We start from the raw sequence: 19,257 nt of genomic DNA, 5'->3' as shown, positions 1-19,257 counted from the left end.
ATGCGGAAACTTGGATATGTACTTATGTTGTTGGGCGTAGTTGTAATACTGTATCCACAGCTTAGTGAGTGGCATGCAGATAGACAGACAAGTCAGCTGTTGATGGAAGCCGAACAACAGGTTTCCGATAAGGGAACCACAACCACGGACCAATCCAAGACAACGGATCAGACGGATCAGGGAATCGCTAATGATTATGCCAATCTAACAAAATTGCTTGAACATACATCCGAGAGTGAACAAACGTCCGGGCAAGTCACGGTTGTTCATCCTTCTGAGAAAAAAGCTGCCACCTCCAATGAGGAAGCCATTGGAATCATTGAGATTAGAGATATCGAGGTGGAACTACCAATTCTTGAGGGGGCAACCCAGCAGAATATGAAACACGCTGCCGTTCACATGTCGGAGACAGCCTCGCTGGGCCAGCCGGGAAATGCAGCCATTGCAGCCCACCGGGCACATGCAAAAGGCCGATTGTTCAACCGACTGAATGAAGTGAAGCTTGGCGATGAAGTACTGATTCGTACGCAGGGTGAACAATACCGGTATGAGATTATCCAAATTAAGGTGGTAGAGCCTACCGATCTGTCTGTCCTTCAGGACGAAGGTGATGATCGCCTGCTTACACTCATTACATGTGATCCATTAATCAATCCAACACACCGCCTGATTGTGCAGGCCAAAATTATGAAATAATATGGTTGATAGGAACAGCTGAACCTTAGGGTTCAGCTGTTTTTTTATGTGTTTTACAGCTCATGGGCGGCTGATAGATGTATAACAATGACTCATACATGTTTCAAACATAAAAATCTATTAAGCAGTCGGAATGAAGAATCCGATATATACAATTAGGAAGTGAATGCTCGGACATGAACTTCAACCGATAAAGGCAAACCTGTCGAAAGGCAGCGACGCAAAGCTAAAGGGCCTTCCGCATCATGCGTGGCAGCCTGGCTACCGAAGGGAGTTAACAAGTCATGCGTAAGCTCATGACGATGCTTATTATTTTTGTTGTTTTCACCGGACAACTCTTGAGTGCAGGCAGTGCTTATGCAGAGCTGGAGAATTGGTTGGATATATCGGATGTAAATAAAGGGATTGTTCGTGTAACTTATGAAGTGAACCCGCAGATCAAAACCAAGCTTCAGGTACAAAGAGGGCAGAAGAGTTATACATACAATCTCATCTCAGGCCAAAATAGAGACGCTTTCCCGCTTCAGATGGGAGATGGCACATACACCATTACCTTGCTAGAGCAAACCAGCGGTAAGCAATATCAGGTGGTCAGACAGGAAACAGTACATCTGCAGATGGCCGATTCCAATCGCGTGTATCTGAATTCCGTTCAGAATGTGAACTGGTCAAACTCCAAACAGGCAGCTGCCAAAGCCAAAGAGCTGACCAAAGGCAAAAAAACGGACGCCGAAAAGGTTCAGGCGATCTATAATTATGTAATCAGCACCGTAAGCTATGATAAACAGCTGGCAGTCAGCCTTCCTGGGGACGGGTATTTGCCAGACATGGATGGTACAATCGCTTCTAAAAAAGCCATATGTTATGGCTACTCATCCCTTTTTGCCGGGATGGTGCGCAGTGTCGGCATTCCAGCCAAGCTGGATATGGGAACCAGCGCATATGTGGACACCTACCATGCATGGAATGAAGTCTATCTGAATCAGAAATGGGTCATCATCGATACTACCGTGGATGCAGCGTGGCATAAAAGCAAAATGGGATATACCATGATTAAGGATTCTTCCAAATATAAAGTGGCTAAAGTGTACTAGTCACACTCTAAAACCTGGGCCGCTGCCCCAGGTTTTTTTGTCCTCGATGGATATCCTCATGTCCATTTCAGGTTAATAATGAGAAGGAATGAAGATATTAACGATTTGATCGTGGAAAATGCGATATAATAATCGTATTGGGTACGTGAAATTTTACATAGAGTTAACGAAAGAGAATAACGGAGCTGGCTGCGTAGACCAAAAAAATGAGTCACGGTAATCTAGCCCTCCGGTGCCGGAGGAATGGTAATGATCAAGCTGTTGTACTACTTGAAGAAGTATCGGGTTGCCGCGATCGCAGCACTGGTCATGATGCTGATTGAGCTGGCGGTGGAACTGGCTCAGCCTTACCTGATCTCCAAAATCATTGACAACGGGATCCAGCAAGGTGATCTGTCCGTGGTTTGGTTGTGGGGCGGTGTGCTCGTAGGTAGTGCCGTTGTGGCATTTGCTGCCGGGATTGCCAGTTCGTTTTTTGCGTCGCATGCGAGTCTGGGGTTCGGATATGACCTGAGGGAGAAGCTGTATGACAAAGTGCAAGCGTTCTCTTACGCCGTATTTAACCGATTCGCCACGTCATCGCTGATTACCCGATTAACCGGGGACGTGACCCAGGTGCAGGATACGGTATTCATGAGTTTGCGATTCATGACCCGTGTGCCGCTGGTGGTTATCGGAAGCATGATTATGGCTGTTATCGTGAATCCAAGGCTCGGGCTGCTGCTTGTGGTGATGGTGCCTGTACTGCTCGTATTTGTCGTTTGGATGATCAAAAAGGCCGCGCTGCTGTTCCGCAATGTGCAGCGCAGACTGGATGCCGTCAACGGTGTCATCCAGGAAAATCTGACAGGCATCCGGCTCATCCGTGTCTTCGTCCGGATGGGCCATGAGATCGAGCGCTTTGCCGGATTCAGCGGCAAGCTGATGAAGGGTACAATCTCCGCGCTGCGCCTGACGGAAACCACAATGCCATTCATGCTGCTCATGATGAATGGCTGCATCATCGCCGTCCTCTGGTTTGGACGACGTGACATCTCCACCGGCAGCGCAAGCGTTGGTGAAGTGGTCGCGGTCATCAATTATTTGCTTCGCACCATTGGGGCCATGTCTGCCCTGTCCTGGATTCTGGTGACCTTCTCCCGAGCCAGTGCCTCGGCACAGCGGCTTAATGAGGTGTTTGATACGGAGGATGGTTCGGAGACTGTTCAGAATACAACTTCAGCACAAAATTCCGTGACTGGCGAGAAGGTTAAACGAGCTAACCCTGTTCAAGGTGCCGTTGAATTTCGGGGTGTAGGATTCAGCTATCCGAACAGTGATATTACGGTTTTGGAGGATATTACGTTTTCCGCCAAACGAGGGGAGCGCATCGCCATCATGGGAGCGACAGGATCAGGTAAATCCTCACTCGTACAGCTGATTCCAAGGTTGTATACCGAGGATCAGGGCAAGGTGTTCATTGATGGCAGGGATGCAGACCAACTGTCCATACCTACATTGCGGGGTGCAATCGGTTACGTGCCGCAGGAGGTGGTTCTCTTCACGGGCTCTGTGCGGGATAACATTGCCTGGGGACGGGAGGACGCAACGCTGGAAGAGATCAAGGAAGCCGCGAAGCGCGCCCAGATTCATGACACGATTGAGAAGCTTCCGAATGGGTATGATACCCAGCTGGGTCAGCGCGGGGTGAACTTGTCCGGTGGTCAGAAGCAGCGTCTGTCCATTGCACGCGCATTGATCAGACGTCCGAGCATTCTGATTTTGGATGACAGCACCAGTGCACTCGATGTGGCAACCGAAGCCAGGCTGCTGGATGCGCTGGAAGAGCTGTCATGTACAACCTTTATCATCACCCAGAAGATCAGCTCAACGACCTCTGCGGATCTGATTTTGCTGCTGGACGATGGACGGTTGATTGGACAGGGAAAACACGAAGACCTGATGGATTCGTCCGAGCTGTATCGCCGAATCTATGGATCACAATACGGGGAGGGTACACCGCATGTTCAAAGCGTTCATTGAACCTTTCCGTCAGCCTCCGCCGCCACTGGACCCCGAAGCCCTAAAAGCAGGGGGAGGTCGTAAGCCGAAGGCACGGGCCAAGAACTGGTCCGGTACACTGGGCCGGATCTGGACATATCTGGCCCGCCGCAAAGTGAAGCTGACGCTGGTGCTGCTGATGGTATTCGCCAGTTCCGCACTGGCGTTGCTTGGTCCGTACATGGTCGGTGTGGCCGTGGACAATTATATGGATGGAGAAGCGATAAGCTCCAGCTGGATGATGTTTCTGCTGGGTCTTGCTGCGGTGTATGTGCTGTTCTCGCTCACATCCTGGCTGCAAAATATATGGATGATCGAGATTGCTCAGGAGACCATTTTCCGGATGCGTTACGATCTGTTCTCCCATCTGCATAAGCTGCCGATTCCATTCTTCGGCAAACGTCAGCAGGGTGAGATCATGAGCCGGGTTACGAATGACATCGAGAATGTCAGCGGTACGCTGAACAGCTCGGCCATTCAGATTTTCTCCAGTGTGTTGACGCTGCTGGGAACGTTTGGCGTGATGCTCTGGTTAAGTCCATTGCTGACCTTGCTGACATTTATCGTCGTACCGCTGATGGCGATTGGCATGCGCTGGATTACACGTCGAACCGGACCGCTTTTCAAAGAACGTCAGCGTAATCTGGGTGAACTTAACGGGTATATTGAGGAGACCTTGTCCGGACAACGAATCATCAAAGCCTTCTCCCAGGAGGAGCGGGTGATTCGCGGATTCGAAGAGCGGAATACCCGAATCCGGGTATCCGGTTTTTGGGCGCAGACCATTTCCGGTTTTATCCCCAAACTGATGAATGGATTGAACAACCTGAGCTTTGCTATCGTTGCAGGGATCGGTGGTATTTTGGCCATCCAGGGTACGGTTACCGTTGGGGTCATTATCATCTTCGTGGAGTATGCTCGTCAGTTCACTCGTCCGCTCAATGACCTGGCGAACCAGTGGAACACACTATTGTCCGCGATTGCAGGAGCGGAGCGAGTGTTTGAAGTGTTGGACGAGGATGAGGAAGCGAAGGATGAAGGTGCTGCGGTTTCTCTGAACAAGGTGGAAGGAGCCGTGCGCTTCGATCGGGTTTCCTTCGGATATGATGAGGGACGCAACATTTTGCATGAGATCAGCTTCGAGGCGAAGCCGGGTGAGATGATTGCCCTCGTGGGGCCGACGGGAGCCGGGAAAACAACCTTGATTCAGCTGTTGTCCCGCTTCTATGATCCGACAGCGGGAATGTTGACGGTTGATGGACGGGACATTACGACCATTCGGCGTGAAAACTTGCGCTCCCACATGGCTTTTGTTCTTCAGGATTCATTTCTGTTCCAAGGGACCATACGGGAGAATATCCGTTTTGGCCGTCTGGATGCTACAGATGAAGAAGTGGAGGAAGCTTCAAGACTGGCCAATGCTCACTCATTCATTATGCGTATGAAGGATGGGTATGACAAAGTGCTTCAGGCAGACGGGAGCGGCATAAGTCAGGGACAGAAACAGCTGCTTGCCATTGCCCGGGCAATTTTGGCTGATCCGTCCATTCTGGTATTGGATGAGGCGACCAGCAGCATTGATACCGTTACAGAGATCAAGATCCAAGAAGGGCTGCAGCGGCTGATGCAGGGACGTACCAGCTTCGTCATTGCTCACAGGCTGAACACCATACGGCAGGCAGACCGGATTCTGGTGCTGAAGGACGGGCAGCTGCTGGAACAAGGCTCGCATGATGTGCTGTTGGAGCAGGGCGGCTTTTACAGTGAACTGTATTACAGCCAGCTGCGTAAGAAAGCACAATAAAGTCTATGGGACAGGGGTTCATACCATAGTAGATATTTTATTATTACAGAGAAAGAGCAGGGAGTAGGGGCATGAAGCCTTGCATTCCCTGCTCTTTGCCGATTTGTCAAAGGTGTGGAAAAGCGCGGCGCAGAGCCTGCTAAGGGCGAAGATGGAAAATATATACAGAAGACCGTATTGAATTTTCTGGAAAATACATCCGTGACGATATGTCATCTTAGGGATATACTGGAACGAGATATTTTTCAGGAGGTACTTGTTGGATGAAGAATGCAAAAGTTGCTTACTCGCTCTTCTTTTTCAATGCGGTCTATCTAATCACTTTGCTTGGATACCCGGTGGTGCTGATGCTTTGTGTGTTTATGTTTGATGCGCCGACTTCGCATGACTATGTATCCAACTATATAACCGTCTATATTATGGCTTCATATCCTGTGGCTGTTCTCTTGTCACTCAGCTGTTGGATTTTTTATCATGTACGCAAATTCAAATGGGCCCTGGTTGTCGGTAATTTATTGTTGTTCTGGGTTGCGGCAATCATATTAGTCGGCATTGCCTCCAGTATTGTTTCGTTTTAGGTCATAGCTAGAATCCAATGAAATGAGATTGTGTTTCCGGGAGGTCGTTAATTGTGAAAAATCGTACCGTAGCATACTGGCTTTTATCCATCAACGCAATCAATTTGATTACTCTGGTAGCCTATCCCTATATGCTGTTTATCAGCTTTTATATGTTTGCCAGCAGCAACACAGATGATTACATACTGGAGTACATTGCCGCAGGGGTGCTGGCTACGTATCCGGTTCCCGTCCTTGCATCATTCACTTGCTGGGCGTTCTATAAGAACTATAAGTTCAAAGCTGCATTAATAATGGCGAATTTGGTACTGGTTTGGGTGGCGGTCCTGCTGCTTGCTGCGCTTGCTTCCTCCCTGATATAGGTTAAACAAATTGGAAAGGCAGAACCTTCATACGCGAAGGTTCTGCCTTTTTTGACTATCCGCCGATTACACGCCAATTATTTACCTGTTCCACTTTCAGAGGTTGATGTCTGCGGATATGATCCTCAACCAATGCCGCCATATCTGTGGCGCCTTCATGTAGTACCTTTTTGCCAGGATACATGGCGTAATCTCCGCCACCTGCCGCACGGTAACTGTTCATCACCACGGAATACGTATCCTTCATCCCAAGCGGTTTATCTTCACGTTCCAGTCGGACTACACGATTCCCCACAGGCTTTGATATATCCAGCTCATATTCGATGCCTGCCCACATATCGTAGTTGTAATGCTGTGGTTTCGGGGTCATATACGCTGGATTAACTACCACTTTACCGGAAGCATCCACTTCAAAATAACGTGCCGTTTGCTCCAGCGCATCCCGGATGTCCTGACCGCTTAACTCCAATACAGTCAATGTATTGGGGTATATAAAGTTGGATAACACATCCCTCACCGTAATGCGACGTCCGAAGCCGCGGGCTTCTTCACTGAGCAGTGCCGTATTGGAAATTTCGGCCCCGGTTGCTTCCATCTGTACCTGATGTACAAAGGCAATAAAGGGATGGGACGAGAGCCGTAGAGCAGTGACATCGTTGATGGACAAGTCCCCGGCTACTTCGCCAATCGGCTGGTCGAGCCATGCCTGAGCTGCGGCTTCCAAGTCTTCCGTGAGCTCCATGACAACAGCATCCGGCTGTACATGGCTGTTCTCATCCAGAAGCAGCAAACGAGCTTCTTTTCCCGTAATCTTCCACATACCATCTGAATGCTGTGCTAACTGAACGGATACCTGTCCTGCACCGCTGCCGCTGAAACCCGGCTGAATGACGGTCACGCCATGAATCTCGGCGGTAAGCTGACGATGCTGATGCCCTGTAAGAAGTACATCAATGCCTTCGATGTCACGGCAGATGGCATAACCCTGGTTTTCTCCGGTTAACCGCTCAGCAGGCTCACCCGTCTCCAGATCACACTCAAACCCGCCATGATAGCTGACGACCATTACGTCCGGCCGTTCATGCTCGTGAATGTAGGCAACCCATTTCTGAATGGTCTCCAATGCGTCAAGGAACTGCAAGCCTTCGATATTCTTAGGATGCTCCCAGTTCGGGATATAGTGAGTGGTTGCACCAAGCAGAGCTACTTTCACACCCGAAGATAATGCCTTGATGAGATAAGGAGGACCATACGCGGGTACATCCGGCTGTTCGCTGCTTACAATATTGGCGGACAACCATGGGAATTGGGAGGCATCAACGGCTCCGCGCAGCAACTCCTGACCATAGTTAAATTCATGATTGCCCATTACAGCAGCATCATAGCCCAGTTCATTCAGAACCGTGACGAAGGGATGAACATGGCTACCCGCCGTATCGAAGGAAGCAGCATAGGACGCCAAGGGAGAGCCTTGCAGCAAATCGCCGTTATCCACCAGCATGAGTTCGGGTGATCGTTCACGCTCCTTGCGAATCAGCGAAGCGAGCAGAGCTAGTCCTGCCGGACGGTAAGCATTGGTATTGTAATGAATGGGACGGATGGCCCCGTGAAGATCACTGGTGAACAGGATGTCGAAGTTAGACGTGCGGGTTACGGATGTCATTTTACAATCTCCTCTAATATATAAATATGAATATATGGAATCACAGGCTGTTTTGCCAATGATTAACGAGTGAAGATCAGCCTCTGTACCTATATCTTCAACCATAATGAGCCTATTCTAACAGATGAAACTTCGTCTGACAGCCTGACAGGAAACTTTACAAAACTCCAAATTTCGTTTCACATCGCGCAAATATTTGCCAATTATAGTAGACAAGTATTGAAAAATAGAAACTCTTTGGAGGGTGTTCGCTTGAAGAAGTCCGCTTTATTTTTACCATTGTTGATTTTGGTTCTGTTTCTAAGTGCTTGTGGGTCTAGCAGTACAACGGGTTCGGCTAACGAGACGAATTCGAGCTCCAATGCTTCCGGTGCATCTACCGAAACGGCAGAAACAGACAAAGAAGCCGAAGGGTATGTACCAACCGAGTTGACTGTACAGTTCGTTCCATCCCAGAATGCAGACACGCTTGAAGCCAAAGCAAAACCGCTTGAGAAATTGCTGGGCGACAAACTGGGCATTCCGGTAAAAGTCAGCGTATCCACTGACTACAACACAATCATCGAAGCGATGGCTTCCAATAAAGTAGACGTGGGCTTCCTGCCACCAACGGCTTATGTACTGGCAAAAGAAAAAGGTGCAGCACAGGTTATTCTCCAGGCACAACGTTTTGGCGTAAATGATGAGACAGGTGCTCCAACGGAAGAACTGGCTGATTCCTATAAATCCATGTTTATCGTGAAAAAAGATTCGCCGATTCAATCCATTGAAGAGCTGAAAGGCAAAAAGATCGCTTACCAAAACGTAACTTCTTCCGCAGGTTATGTATGGCCTGCAGGTTTGCTGCTCGATAGAGGCATTGACCCATTGAAAGATGTAACTCCTGTAACGGTAAAAGGTCATGACCAAGGTGTTATTGCTGTACTGAACGGTGACGTTGATGCAGCTGCCATTTTCCAAGATGCACGTAACACGGTTTCCAAAGACTACCCAACGGTATTCGAAGATACACGTGTACTGGCGTTCACAGAGCCGATTCCTAACGATACGATCGCTGTACGTACAGATATGAATGCGGACTGGACAAGCAAAATCAAACAGGCGTTCATTGACATCGGTACAGATCCGGAAGGTCATGAAATCATCAAGGAAATCTATACGCATGAAGGTTATGTAGAGTCTGATGACAGCAAGTTTGAAATCGTTCGTCAATACGGCGAAAAAGTAAAAACCGAGTAGTCTTTGACACAAGTAGACATTTGAAATATGTAGATAGTGTCATTCGTTTCTAATGGATGTTACAGATGTATTCGCAGTGCGGACAGGCCAGTTCAGCGTGATATACGCTGCGCTGGCTTGTCCCGTTACTGCATGCAACGAAATAGAACTCTATTAATGAAAGAAGGATTAATGTCATGATTGAGCTTCGCAACGTAACCAAAACGTACGCCAATGGCACCAAAGGCCTGAATAATATCAATCTTACCTTTAAGCAGGGTGAATTCATTGCGGTTGTAGGCTTGTCCGGTGCAGGTAAATCCACGCTGCTGCGTTCCATCAATCGTCTACATGATATCAGTGAAGGAGAGATTTTGATTAACGGCAGTTCTATCACGAAGGCACAGGGCAAGAGATTGCGCATGATTCGCCGGGATATCGGGATGATCTTCCAGAGCTTTAACCTGGTTAAACGCTCGAGTGTCCTTCGTAACGTTCTGGCGGGCCGCGTCGGTTATCATTCCACGATGCGTACCATTATAGGGCGTTTTCCCAAAGAAGATACGGAACTTGCATTCGAAGCGCTCGAACGCGTGAACATTGCAGAGAAGGCTTATTCCCGTGCAGATCAGCTGTCCGGCGGACAGCAGCAGCGGGTGGCCATTGCCCGCGTACTCGCACAGGAAGCGAAAATCATTTTGGCAGATGAACCGGTTGCCTCACTAGACCCGCTCACCACGAAGCAAGTGATGGATGACTTGAAACGCATTAATCAGGATCTCGGCATTACGACCATCGTTAACCTTCACTTTATTGATCTGGCTAGAGAGTATGCGACACGTATTGTTGGTTTGCGTGCAGGTGAAGTGGTGTTTGACGGTCCTGTGGAAGAGGCAACAGATGAGCGTTTTGCGGAGATCTATGGCAGACCGATTCTCGCAGATGAATTGTTGGACAAACAGGCTGTACCCGAGCAGGGAGAAGTACTGGTATGAAGGGGCAGTCTGGCGCTTCACTTCATACACCACTGACGGGGGCAGGGAAGGAACCCGGTTCCGGCCCAGGGCAGGTTGTTAATCGTCCCAAGCCACCCGGCCGCACCAAACATCTGCTCACGCTAGTTATCATCTTGCTGCTGCTGTGGGCCAGTGCCAAACAGACGGATGCGAGCTTCAGCGAGCTGATCGAAGGATTCCCTAACATGTGGGATCTGCTGAAGGACATGTTTCCACCGAGATGGACCTATTTCGATAACATTGTTCAGGGCATGCTGGAGACCATTCGTATGGCTCTGATTGGCACCACCATCGGCGCAATTATTGCCATTCCGATTTCAATAATTTGTGCAGGCAACCTGATGCCAAGCCGCTGGATCTACTATCCGGCCCGGTTTGTACTGAACCTGATTCGTACCGTGCCCGATCTGCTGCTCGCTGCACTGTTTGTTGCTGTATTCGGTCTCGGCCCAATCCCGGGTATTCTGGCACTTGCCGTATTCTCCGTCGGACTGATTGCCAAGCTGACCTATGAAACGCTGGAAACGATTGACCAGGGGCCGCTGGAAGCGATGACCGCTGTCGGCATGAACCGGATTCAGCTGATCGTTTATGGCGTGGTGCCACAGCTGGCTGCTCAGTTTACGTCCTATGTCCTGTATGCCTTTGAGATCAATGTGCGCGCGGCTGCCATACTTGGATTGGTCGGTGCGGGAGGTATCGGGCTTTATTATGAAGCAACACTTGGATTCCTGGAGTATGACAAAACGAGCGTGATCATTCTCTTTACCCTTGCGATCGTCCTGATCATCGATTATGTAAGTACTAAGCTGCGGGAGAAATTGTTATGATGAAAAATGAAACGAGCGTCATCCGGCGCAAACCTCGAAAGAACCCGCTTCGCTGGGTCATTGTTCTGCTGCTCATCCTGGTATATGCCTGGGCACTGGCAGGCGTACCGTTTACCGGCTTCAAGGAAACAGCCGGACAGATTATGAAGGCGATCATCGCCGGGATTTTCTCGCCTGACTGGGACTTTGTCTATTTGCCGGAAGGTGAAGATTTGCTGCGAGGATTGCTGGACACGCTGGCGATCTCGATCCTGGGAACCGTTATTTCGGCCGTGCTTTGTATTCCGTTTGCTTTCTGGTCTGCCAGAAACATGAGCCGTTTCCGCGGCATATCGGGTGCAGGGAAAATGGTGCTGAGCTTCATCCGTACCTTTCCCGAGATCATTATGGCTTTGCTGTTTATCAAGGCTGTAGGGCCGGGTTCCTTTGCGGGTGTACTTGCACTTGGACTGCATTCCATCGGGATGCTGGGTAAACTATTTGCTGATGAAGTGGAAAATATCGATTATGGCCCTTCAGAAGCATTGCTCGCTTCGGGAGCGACTCGTATGCAGCAGCTGTGGTTTGCCGTGCTGCCGCAAGTATTGCCTGGATTCCTCAACTACACGTTGTATCGCTTCGAGATTAACGTACGTTCTGCAACCATTCTGGGTGTTATTGGGGCAGGGGGAATTGGTACACCACTGATCTTTGCACTCAGCACGCGGAACTGGCCGCGAGTAGGGATTATTCTGCTGGGGATCATCGTGATGATCACGATCATTGACCTGATCTCGGGGTATATCCGGAAGAAGCTGGTGTAAAGGGGCTAGAATAGGAATAAGAAGAAGATAAAGCATATTAAATAGAATAGAGACTGAATATAGGATTGGATAAAAGAATGAAGCAATATGGAAAAGGGCTATCTTGTGCCGGATGTAGTGGCAAGAGGTAGTCTTTTTCTGTTGGTTTTAAATTCACTGGCCCTAAATGAGAAGAAAAGAAATAAAGCCATTTATTAGTACTCTATAAAGGCCGCGAACCTGAGAAGCCTTACTTTGCCTCATAAGGAATCCATGGAATTCTAACGAATCGTGGTGACGCTATTTATTCAATTTAGTCTGTTTTAACTCTCGTACAATCGAAATCCAGCTAGATAGCGACGTTGAGGTTCGTTAGATTTTGTAATTAGGCAAAAAGGGCCGAATAAGGTCTGTCAGGTTCATTAGCGTCGAGAGAGTAAAGTAATTTGCGGGTGCGCAGTATCATTAGTCTCATAAGTATCTAAGTACGTAAGCGTCAAAAGTATTAAAGCGTCATGTGTACATACTTACCGTAACTGTCAGAGTATCATAGGTGCATAACTGTTTAATGCATACGTTTATGTTCTTGGTGCACTAGGGTAGCGGGCGTATTTACTTTGGATTAAAGTCTTATGTTTCGCCGGAGTCTAATTTACTTTCCAAAGTCCAACTTGGCTCATCAAAAAAACCGAAACCATGTTGCCCGGCATTGAGGCAGCGGTTGGTTTCGGTTTTTTTGTAATCTCTTAGCTAGCCAAAGGCAGTGCTTTGGTAACTTGAACCGTAATCGTTTCGGTGCTTGTCACACCGGCTGCATTCACCAGCTCAGCACGGTACGTGTACGTTCCGTTGGCACGACCGGACAGGTCTGTTGCCGCACTTTGAGCAGATGGTGTTGCAGCTTTCAAGGCTTGAGTATCAATCAATACATCATTCTCATAGAGGCGATACTCGGTTGCATTTGTACCCCACCAGAGGTTCATCGTTACTTTGTAGCTGCCATCTCCATCCCAGTTGTCCTGGGAGAGGACTGCTTTGCCTGGAGCAGCATTGGCAACTTGAACCATCAGCACTTCACTGCGAGTGGAACCGCTGGAGTTCGTCAACTCAGCCACATACGTATAGGTACCGTTGGCTTTGCCTGTAATTGTCGTTTTGGCCGATTGTGCTTGCGGAGAAGCACTGGTCAGCGTTTGCGAATCGATCAACACACCGTCTTCGTACAATTTGTAGCTTGTTGCGTTTTCACCCCACCAGAGGTTCATGCTAACAGTATAGGATCCTTCAAGAAGACCATTGGTATGGCCATTATTGGAGGAAAGCACGGGTTTACCCGGTACACCCGCCGAAGGAATCGAAGGCTCTTCACCGCCGCCTTCTTCCTCGGCAGCAGCAAAATCATTCAGGTTTCTCGGTTTCAATTGATATACATCCTTGAAGATGGCAGCTACACCGGTAACATTGATTTTGTCGCCTGCTGCGTAAGGGAAGCTCGATTCAGTTACCCCTGTGCGTGTATCGACACGTACATGAGTGCTTGTCCCGTCGGCTGCAACTGCGTCGAATTCAAACGATCCAACAGGTGTTGCGCTGACCATGTTTTCAACCGTTACGTCTTTCAGTTGGATCAATTGTCCCTGATTGTTATCCGTTACTGTCGATGCTTCAACAGGAGCAGGGATATCAGCTGTTCCTGTTTTCTCGATGGCAACAATATCAGTCAGTTCGAATTCGGAGTTATACAGCGCCGTAGCTGCAGTAACCTTAACCTTGTCTCCGGCATGGAAACCACTTGTGCTCTGGAAGACATACAGTCCACCCGTTTCATCCTGCAAGTAGAAGGATTGTCCGCCAAATGCGCCTGGTTCGGTAGTTACAATGCCTTCAACAGTTACGGTTGTTCCAGCTGTTTTGGCACGTGCTTCAGCAATGGTAATGGCTGCAGGAATCGGGCCTTCCTCTTCAGGAAGCTGCTCGGCTGGAACGTTGCCGATGGTCACGGCATTGGTGATCAGGTTGCTGCCGTTCAGGCGAAGACGCAAGTTCGCGGCACCGGATGTTCCTGGCTTGATGCGAACGTTCAGATCCTTGATTGCCCGGCCTTTGCTGTCGGAAGTTACGCTGAATGTGGAGCTGTAGCCATAGGAAGTCGGCCAAGTGCCGCTCTCATTCTGAATCATCGCTACTTGAGTTCCGCCAGTCAGATAAATTCCTGCACTGTATCCGGATACCGTTGTGTTGGCAGGCATGTTTTCCACGACAACGCGAATCTGGAAGTCCTCTGCGTTAGGCAGTGTATCCTGTTTCACGAAGCTGTAGGAGGCATTAGCGCTGGAAGCAGGTCCGCCATAGGAACCTGGTTTGAAGGTGGAGCTGTCATACCATTTGTAACCTGCAGCTGGTGCAGCCCAAGGTTCAGCCTGTGGCTCGGTGGAAGCTGCTGGTTCTTCGAATGCCAGCAATGCAGTTGGATTATCCAGTTCCAATCCGTTTACCTGGGTAAAATCGGTATAGTTTTCTTGCGTAGCGAGCCAGTTCACTGTGTTAACGAGCAGCGCAGCATCGTCAGCTTCTTTGAAACCATCATAGGTTGTTTTGCGCGCGCCCGTTTCTTCACGCAAATATTTAGGTGATGCATCTTCTACTGGGGAGGAGTCTCCGATGAAGGCTGCTTTACCTGCACCCAGCTTGGATACGGCTACGTATGGACCTTCTTCGATCCCGCCGCCGTTGTAAACGCCTTGATCCACCGCGTTATTCCATTTTGCATTGGTTTTTGGCAGGTAGACGATACCTTTTGCTTTTTCCGGATCAGTAATAGCGAGAGTAGAACCGGCATGCATGGCTACAGCCGATACTCCTTCCGTGATCCCGAAGGCTTGATCTGCCGGGACAATGATGTTTGCGTCGATATCGCCAAGTGCGTTATAGCGGAATCGTACGCCAAAATTATCGGACAACCAGTCTGTACTGGCTACATTTTGCATGGCTTCAGAGTTACGCTCATCAGTGCTCATGCCCTTGGCCGGATCTTCAAATGCACCGCGGCGATAGCCGTTGAACGCTTCCGAACCGTCCCAACGGTTTTTGTTACGGTCGGCATTGTAGTGATCTCCTATGAAGAAGATGCTGCCGCCATTTTCCACATATTCTTTCATCGCTGCCTGCTCTGACGTTTTGAATGGAACGTTAGGTTCAGCGATAACAAATACGTTATACTCTTTGAGATCGTCGTAGGTAAAAGGGGTGGTCTTGCGCAGTTCTTTTACATAATACCCGTCATTTGCAAGTGCATTACCGAAGTCCGAGAAGCCGCCATCGATAACCCAGTCTGCCGCACCAGCCGTCTGTGCATGCGTATTGTCGAACAATACCTTTTTGCCGGCATTTTCATTCACCACTTTTGCCTGGATGAACGGTGCCGGATCGGTCGGTCCTTCTGCGTGAACAGCAGCATTCCCATGCCATAATCCGACCTGAAGCGGTAAAGCCATGGACAATGCAAGGAGTGATTTCAACCATACTCCGCGCATGCTAGTCAATTTACCCAACCAAATCCCTCCCAAATATTAGTTGATTCATAAGTTCGTCCATATTTTATCACACCAAAATCTCACATAGTCATAACAATTTGTAAAAAATACCTCGAGTTTTGTAAAATTGAGCCATTAGTCATACGTCAAAAAGTGAATATTCGATAAAAGCTTACATCCTCTGTATATTGTTGCTCTTGCATATTCTGAAAAAGCCATCTCTTAGGAGATGACTTTGGCACGTATGCGATTTACAGCATGGAATACCGAAGACTTGATCATGCCTTCGCTGCGGTTAACGAGCTGAGCGGTTTCCCTGATGCTGTATCCATGAATGACGCGCAGCTCCAGGATTTTGCGATGTTCCGGATTACTGACGACAGAGAAGAGGTCGTTGACACTCTCGGTGATCTCGAGTTCGGATATGTCATAGTGGTACGTTGGCACGTCAAGCCTGCTATCCCGCTTCATGGTTCGCGTTCGTTTGCGGAAGGTGTCCAGAGCGAGGTTGTATGCAATCTTTTTGAGATAGTAGAGCAGTCGATCTTCAGGGATGTCTGCGTGAACGTTCATGAGCCGAATGAAGCATTCCTGCGTCAGATCTTCCGCATCTTGAGGCTGCTTGACGATATGGGATAAATACCGTGTGATATCCGATTTGTAGTTAACATATGCGTTGTTAATTGTTGCGCTGTTCATGTGATGGGGGTCTCCTTTGATTACCGTCTGCATATCCGTTCCGGTTGGTGCTATTCGAATGTCAGTATAGCGAGATGATGTTTCCAAATTCGCCAAACTTGTATCTAAGTTGTAACAATCGGAGCCTAGCGGCTTTTACTACCCGTATCAAGATTGAGGCTACCAATCTTAAATGAGACTTCGATGGACATGTGAAAGGTAGTGGAGGAGACGAAGTCGATTCTGGACTTTTTTGAAATGAGTCTCAATAAAACACTGAATATTGATCGTTTTGAACGGATATTTGCCTATGTCGCAGCGGAAAGGATGTCTATAATAGTACCCGTTGGGAGGGAATGCTTGCTCCGAATTCAATGAGGAATGGAAGGAGGACAGTACTCTGAAAATCCGTTAAGTGGTGGATCGACGCTAATTATGTAAGCGTAATCATTATGAGATGGCGGCCTGTTCAAAAAAAAGATAAGCATCACCTATTCTGTCTCAAGGAGAGTGAAGGTTGATGAATTCCAAAACAACAGTAAAGGTACATAAGGAAGAGTTTCCCCGTGTACAGACTAATCGCCGAAAGGTGCGTATGCCGCTTGCGGCCAAGGTGTTATCCTCGGCACTCAGCGTAGCCTTGCTTATTGCGGGAACCGCGGGGACAAGCGGCGCAGCGGCTTCCAATGGCAGCAGTGCAGCAGAGGCTAGCCTTCAATCACACAAGGGGGGCGGTTCATTGAAAGATATTCAGCTCGAATATTTGGATCGGGGGTTAGTAGCCGCATCCACGTCCGAAGGTGTTTTTCTAAGCTGGAGGTTACTTGGGGATGAGGCAACGGGGTACAGCGACAAAGGGCTGACAGGCACGAACTTCAACGTATACCGCGATGGCAAGAAGATTGCCACTATCACGGACAGTACGAACTATATTGATCCCACAGGAAAATCGTCTTCTCGTTATGAAGTGGCCGCTGTTAACAGCAAGGGAAAGGAAAGCAAGCGCAGCAGCTCCGTCAAGCCTTGGGCGAATGGCTATATGGATATTCCTCTGCAAAAACCCGCTGATGGGGTTACACCTGCTGGCGAAGCCTATACGTACTCCGCGAATGACATGAGCGTAGGTGATGTGGACGGAGACGGCCAATATGAGTTTTTCGTCAAATGGGACCCTTCCAACGCCAAGGATGTATCTCAAAAAGGCTACACCGGTAAAACGTACGTCGATTGCTACACCTTGGACGGCCAGTTGTTGTACCGGATTGATCTCGGGGTCAACATCCGTGCGGGTGCTCACTATACACAGATGCTGGTTTATGATTTTGACGGAGATGGCAAGGCAGAATTGATGTTCAAGACCGCTCCGGGAACCAAGATTATCAAATATAACAAAAAAGGAAAAGTGACATCTGAGAAGTATATAACCCTGCCAAAAGAAGACCGCAAAGCAGGGTACTCCAACGAAGATGACTATCGTTTAAGTGCTGACGGTTATTATGATCATGTGGTCGACATGTTCAAAAACTGGCACAAACACGAGGAAGTTGTGAAGGGGAACTGGCCTGCTACGCTGGAGGAGGCTTTTGGCATAGAGAAGAAGTATGCCTATCCGTTGTCCCAGCAGGATGCCGAGAGTCTGGCTGATTACTTCATTGATGTCTATGCGCCAAGCCGCAGTGACAAGAACGAGCTGCGCAAATTTGAAGGTTTTATCGTAGATGGACCTGAGTATGTGACCGTGTTTGAAGGGGAATCTGGCAAAGAGCTCGAGACCATTCCTTACGAGCCGGAGCGCCATGATGATGGTCTGATGTGGGGCGATTATGCCATGGCACGGATCGAGCCGGGTAACCGGGTGGATCGTTTCCTGGCAGGCGTGGCGTATCTGGATGGCAAGAGGCCATCGGCTGTCTTTGCACGCGGGTACTATACACGCTCGACGATGGTTGCTTATAACTGGGACGGCAAAAAGCTCAAACGCGAATGGAAAGTGGACAGTGGCTGGACACCGATGAAAAATCCGTTCAACGACGGACCACATGGTGTAGATGGCACAGATCCGGAGTACGGCTCCATTACGACTCAAGGCGCTCATTATTTCAGTGTGGCTGATGTCGATGGAGATGGTAAGCAGGAAATTATTTATGGTTCGGCCACGATTGATCATGATGGCAGTGTGCTGTACAGCTCAACGGACCTGATGCCTGCCGAAAGTGCTGCACCGGGAACGATTGCCCGCCTGGGTCATGGGGATGCACTGCATGTGGCAGATATTGATCCGGACCGTCCGGGACTTGAAATTTTCATGGTACATGAAGGCGGTCCGTGGGCTCCATATGGCTATTCCTTGCGGGATGCCAAAACGGGAGAAGTCATCTATGGCGGCTATACAGGGAAAGATACCGGGCGTGGGATGGTCGGGGATGTAGATCCTACTCGCCGGGGCTTGGAGACATGGGCCGTAGGATTGTGGACAGCCAGCGGTGAGAAAATAAGTGATAAGGCGCCTGGCACGAATATGAATATTCGCTGGGCAGCAGATATGACCACTCAGATTGTAGACGGCGCGATTGATGTTACTCCAACCATCAAGGATTGGAATCGCGGCACGCTGCTGACGGCCACAGGTACATTAACCAACAATCACACTAAAGGCACGCCTTCTCTGGTGGCAGATATCTTCGGGGATTGGCGGGAAGAGATGCTGGTGAGAACCGCGGATAGCTCGGCGATCCGCATCTATCTGAGTACGGAGAAGACGGACCGGAAGCTGTACACGCTGATGCATGACGCCATGTACCGCGTGGGTATTGCCGGACAGAACAGTGGCTATAACCAACCTTCCTATCCGTCCTTCTACATGGCATCGGATATCGACTGGTCGAAGGTAACACTGCCAAAGTTCTCCACTCCCCAATCAGGTAAGGGTGGAAAATGAATAGGCTTAGGATGATGAAAAAAGG

The 19,257-nt window shown here is 49.0% G+C and carries 14 protein-coding genes and 1 riboswitch; of the genes, 11 read left to right on the top strand and 3 right to left on the bottom strand.

Annotated elements, in window-relative coordinates; translation table 11 throughout:
* The 6 genes from AC3WQ3_RS10445 to AC3WQ3_RS10420 all read left to right on the top strand — a co-directional run bounded on the left by AC3WQ3_RS10445 (position 1) and on the right by AC3WQ3_RS10420 (position 6,574).
* Entirely contained in the window at positions 1 to 696 is a 696-nt protein-coding gene (locus tag AC3WQ3_RS10445; protein WP_492472209.1) for a class D sortase, read from the top strand.
* 185 nt (positions 697 to 881) lie between these two features.
* Positions 882 to 965: riboswitch (cyclic di-GMP riboswitch) on the top strand.
* A 15-nt stretch (positions 966 to 980) separates the two neighbouring features.
* Positions 981 to 1,790: a transglutaminase-like domain-containing protein gene (locus AC3WQ3_RS10440; protein WP_492472208.1), complete on the top strand. Its 810-nt coding sequence runs from the start codon at positions 981 to 983 to the stop codon at positions 1,788 to 1,790.
* Between the two features lie 249 nt (positions 1,791 to 2,039).
* Positions 2,040 to 3,812, top strand: coding sequence for an ABC transporter ATP-binding protein (locus AC3WQ3_RS10435; protein ID WP_492472207.1), 1,773 nt, complete (start codon positions 2,040 to 2,042; stop codon positions 3,810 to 3,812).
* A complete protein-coding gene (locus AC3WQ3_RS10430; RefSeq protein WP_492472206.1) occupies positions 3,793 to 5,634 on the top strand; it encodes an ABC transporter ATP-binding protein in 1,842 nt (613 codons plus the stop codon). Before AC3WQ3_RS10435 ends, AC3WQ3_RS10430 begins: the two co-directional genes overlap by 20 nt.
* A 263-nt stretch (positions 5,635 to 5,897) precedes the next feature.
* Complete coding sequence (locus tag AC3WQ3_RS10425; RefSeq protein ID WP_336781306.1) at positions 5,898 to 6,212, top strand: hypothetical protein; 315 nt, start codon at positions 5,898 to 5,900, stop codon at positions 6,210 to 6,212.
* Between the two features lie 53 nt (positions 6,213 to 6,265).
* Positions 6,266 to 6,574 carry a hypothetical protein gene (locus tag AC3WQ3_RS10420; RefSeq protein WP_336781305.1) on the top strand — a complete coding sequence of 103 codons (309 nt, stop codon included), beginning with the start codon at positions 6,266 to 6,268 and terminating at the stop codon, positions 6,572 to 6,574.
* Positions 6,575 to 6,629: 55 nt separating this feature from the next.
* Here the strand turns inward: AC3WQ3_RS10420 and AC3WQ3_RS10415 are convergent, their stop codons facing one another.
* Positions 6,630 to 8,237 (bottom strand): bifunctional metallophosphatase/5'-nucleotidase, encoded by a 1,608-nt coding sequence (locus AC3WQ3_RS10415; protein WP_492472205.1) that lies wholly within the window; start codon positions 8,235 to 8,237, stop codon positions 6,630 to 6,632.
* Positions 8,238 to 8,489: 252 nt separating this feature from the next.
* Between AC3WQ3_RS10415 and AC3WQ3_RS10410 the strand changes: the two genes are divergently transcribed.
* The 4 genes from AC3WQ3_RS10410 to phnE (AC3WQ3_RS10395) all read left to right on the top strand — a co-directional run bounded on the left by AC3WQ3_RS10410 (position 8,490) and on the right by phnE (AC3WQ3_RS10395) (position 12,104).
* Positions 8,490 to 9,476, top strand: coding sequence for a phosphate/phosphite/phosphonate ABC transporter substrate-binding protein (locus tag AC3WQ3_RS10410; protein WP_183522456.1), 987 nt, complete (start codon positions 8,490 to 8,492; stop codon positions 9,474 to 9,476).
* Between the two features lie 176 nt (positions 9,477 to 9,652).
* Entirely contained in the window at positions 9,653 to 10,450 is a 798-nt protein-coding gene (gene phnC, locus AC3WQ3_RS10405; RefSeq protein ID WP_492472204.1) for a phosphonate ABC transporter ATP-binding protein, read from the top strand.
* Positions 10,447 to 11,301 (top strand): phosphonate ABC transporter, permease protein PhnE, encoded by an 855-nt coding sequence (gene phnE / locus AC3WQ3_RS10400; protein ID WP_492472203.1) that lies wholly within the window; start codon positions 10,447 to 10,449, stop codon positions 11,299 to 11,301. The genes phnC and phnE (AC3WQ3_RS10400) overlap by 4 nt, the downstream gene beginning before the upstream one ends.
* Entirely contained in the window at positions 11,298 to 12,104 is an 807-nt protein-coding gene (gene phnE, locus AC3WQ3_RS10395; RefSeq protein WP_127538513.1) for a phosphonate ABC transporter, permease protein PhnE, read from the top strand. Before phnE (AC3WQ3_RS10400) ends, phnE (AC3WQ3_RS10395) begins: the two co-directional genes overlap by 4 nt.
* A 725-nt stretch (positions 12,105 to 12,829) precedes the next feature.
* Here phnE (AC3WQ3_RS10395) and AC3WQ3_RS10390 read toward each other — a convergent pair.
* Together AC3WQ3_RS10390 and AC3WQ3_RS10385 are read right to left on the bottom strand one after the other, a co-directional pair.
* Positions 12,830 to 15,616, bottom strand: coding sequence for a chitinase N-terminal domain-containing protein (locus AC3WQ3_RS10390; RefSeq protein WP_492472240.1), 2,787 nt, complete (start codon positions 15,614 to 15,616; stop codon positions 12,830 to 12,832).
* Positions 15,617 to 15,838: 222 nt separating this feature from the next.
* A complete protein-coding gene (locus AC3WQ3_RS10385; RefSeq protein WP_336781300.1) occupies positions 15,839 to 16,315 on the bottom strand; it encodes an RNA polymerase sigma factor in 477 nt (158 codons plus the stop codon).
* A gap of 574 nt (positions 16,316 to 16,889) precedes the next feature.
* Between AC3WQ3_RS10385 and AC3WQ3_RS10380 the strand changes: the two genes are divergently transcribed.
* Positions 16,890 to 19,232 (top strand): rhamnogalacturonan lyase, encoded by a 2,343-nt coding sequence (locus tag AC3WQ3_RS10380; protein ID WP_492472239.1) that lies wholly within the window; start codon positions 16,890 to 16,892, stop codon positions 19,230 to 19,232.
* The last annotated feature ends 25 nt before the right edge of the window (positions 19,233 to 19,257 follow it).

Source organism: Paenibacillus sp. FW104-T2 (genome assembly GCF_058789975.1).
This window is presented reverse-complemented; position numbering and strand designations above follow the sequence as displayed.

Bases quoted from the DNA above. Each gene is read 5' to 3' on its own strand.
- AC3WQ3_RS10425 (WP_336781306.1), top strand. From the start codon at position 5,898: ATGAAGAATGCAAAAGTTGCTTACTCGCTCTTCTTTTTCAATGCGGTC.
- AC3WQ3_RS10445 (WP_492472209.1), top strand. From the start codon at position 1: ATGCGGAAACTTGGATATGTACTTATGTTGTTGGGCGTAGTTGTAATA.
- AC3WQ3_RS10440 (WP_492472208.1), top strand. From the start codon at position 981: ATGCGTAAGCTCATGACGATGCTTATTATTTTTGTTGTTTTCACCGGA.
- AC3WQ3_RS10435 (WP_492472207.1), top strand. From the start codon at position 2,040: ATGATCAAGCTGTTGTACTACTTGAAGAAGTATCGGGTTGCCGCGATC.
- AC3WQ3_RS10415 (WP_492472205.1), bottom strand. From the start codon at position 8,237: ATGACATCCGTAACCCGCACGTCTAACTTCGACATCCTGTTCACCAGT.
- phnC (WP_492472204.1), top strand. From the start codon at position 9,653: ATGATTGAGCTTCGCAACGTAACCAAAACGTACGCCAATGGCACCAAA.
- phnE (WP_127538513.1), top strand. From the start codon at position 11,298: ATGATGAAAAATGAAACGAGCGTCATCCGGCGCAAACCTCGAAAGAAC.
- AC3WQ3_RS10380 (WP_492472239.1), top strand. From the start codon at position 16,890: ATGCCGCTTGCGGCCAAGGTGTTATCCTCGGCACTCAGCGTAGCCTTG.
- AC3WQ3_RS10430 (WP_492472206.1), top strand. From the start codon at position 3,793: ATGTTCAAAGCGTTCATTGAACCTTTCCGTCAGCCTCCGCCGCCACTG.
- phnE (WP_492472203.1), top strand. From the start codon at position 10,447: ATGAAGGGGCAGTCTGGCGCTTCACTTCATACACCACTGACGGGGGCA.
- AC3WQ3_RS10390 (WP_492472240.1), bottom strand. From the start codon at position 15,616: ATGCGCGGAGTATGGTTGAAATCACTCCTTGCATTGTCCATGGCTTTA.
- AC3WQ3_RS10385 (WP_336781300.1), bottom strand. From the start codon at position 16,315: ATGAACAGCGCAACAATTAACAACGCATATGTTAACTACAAATCGGAT.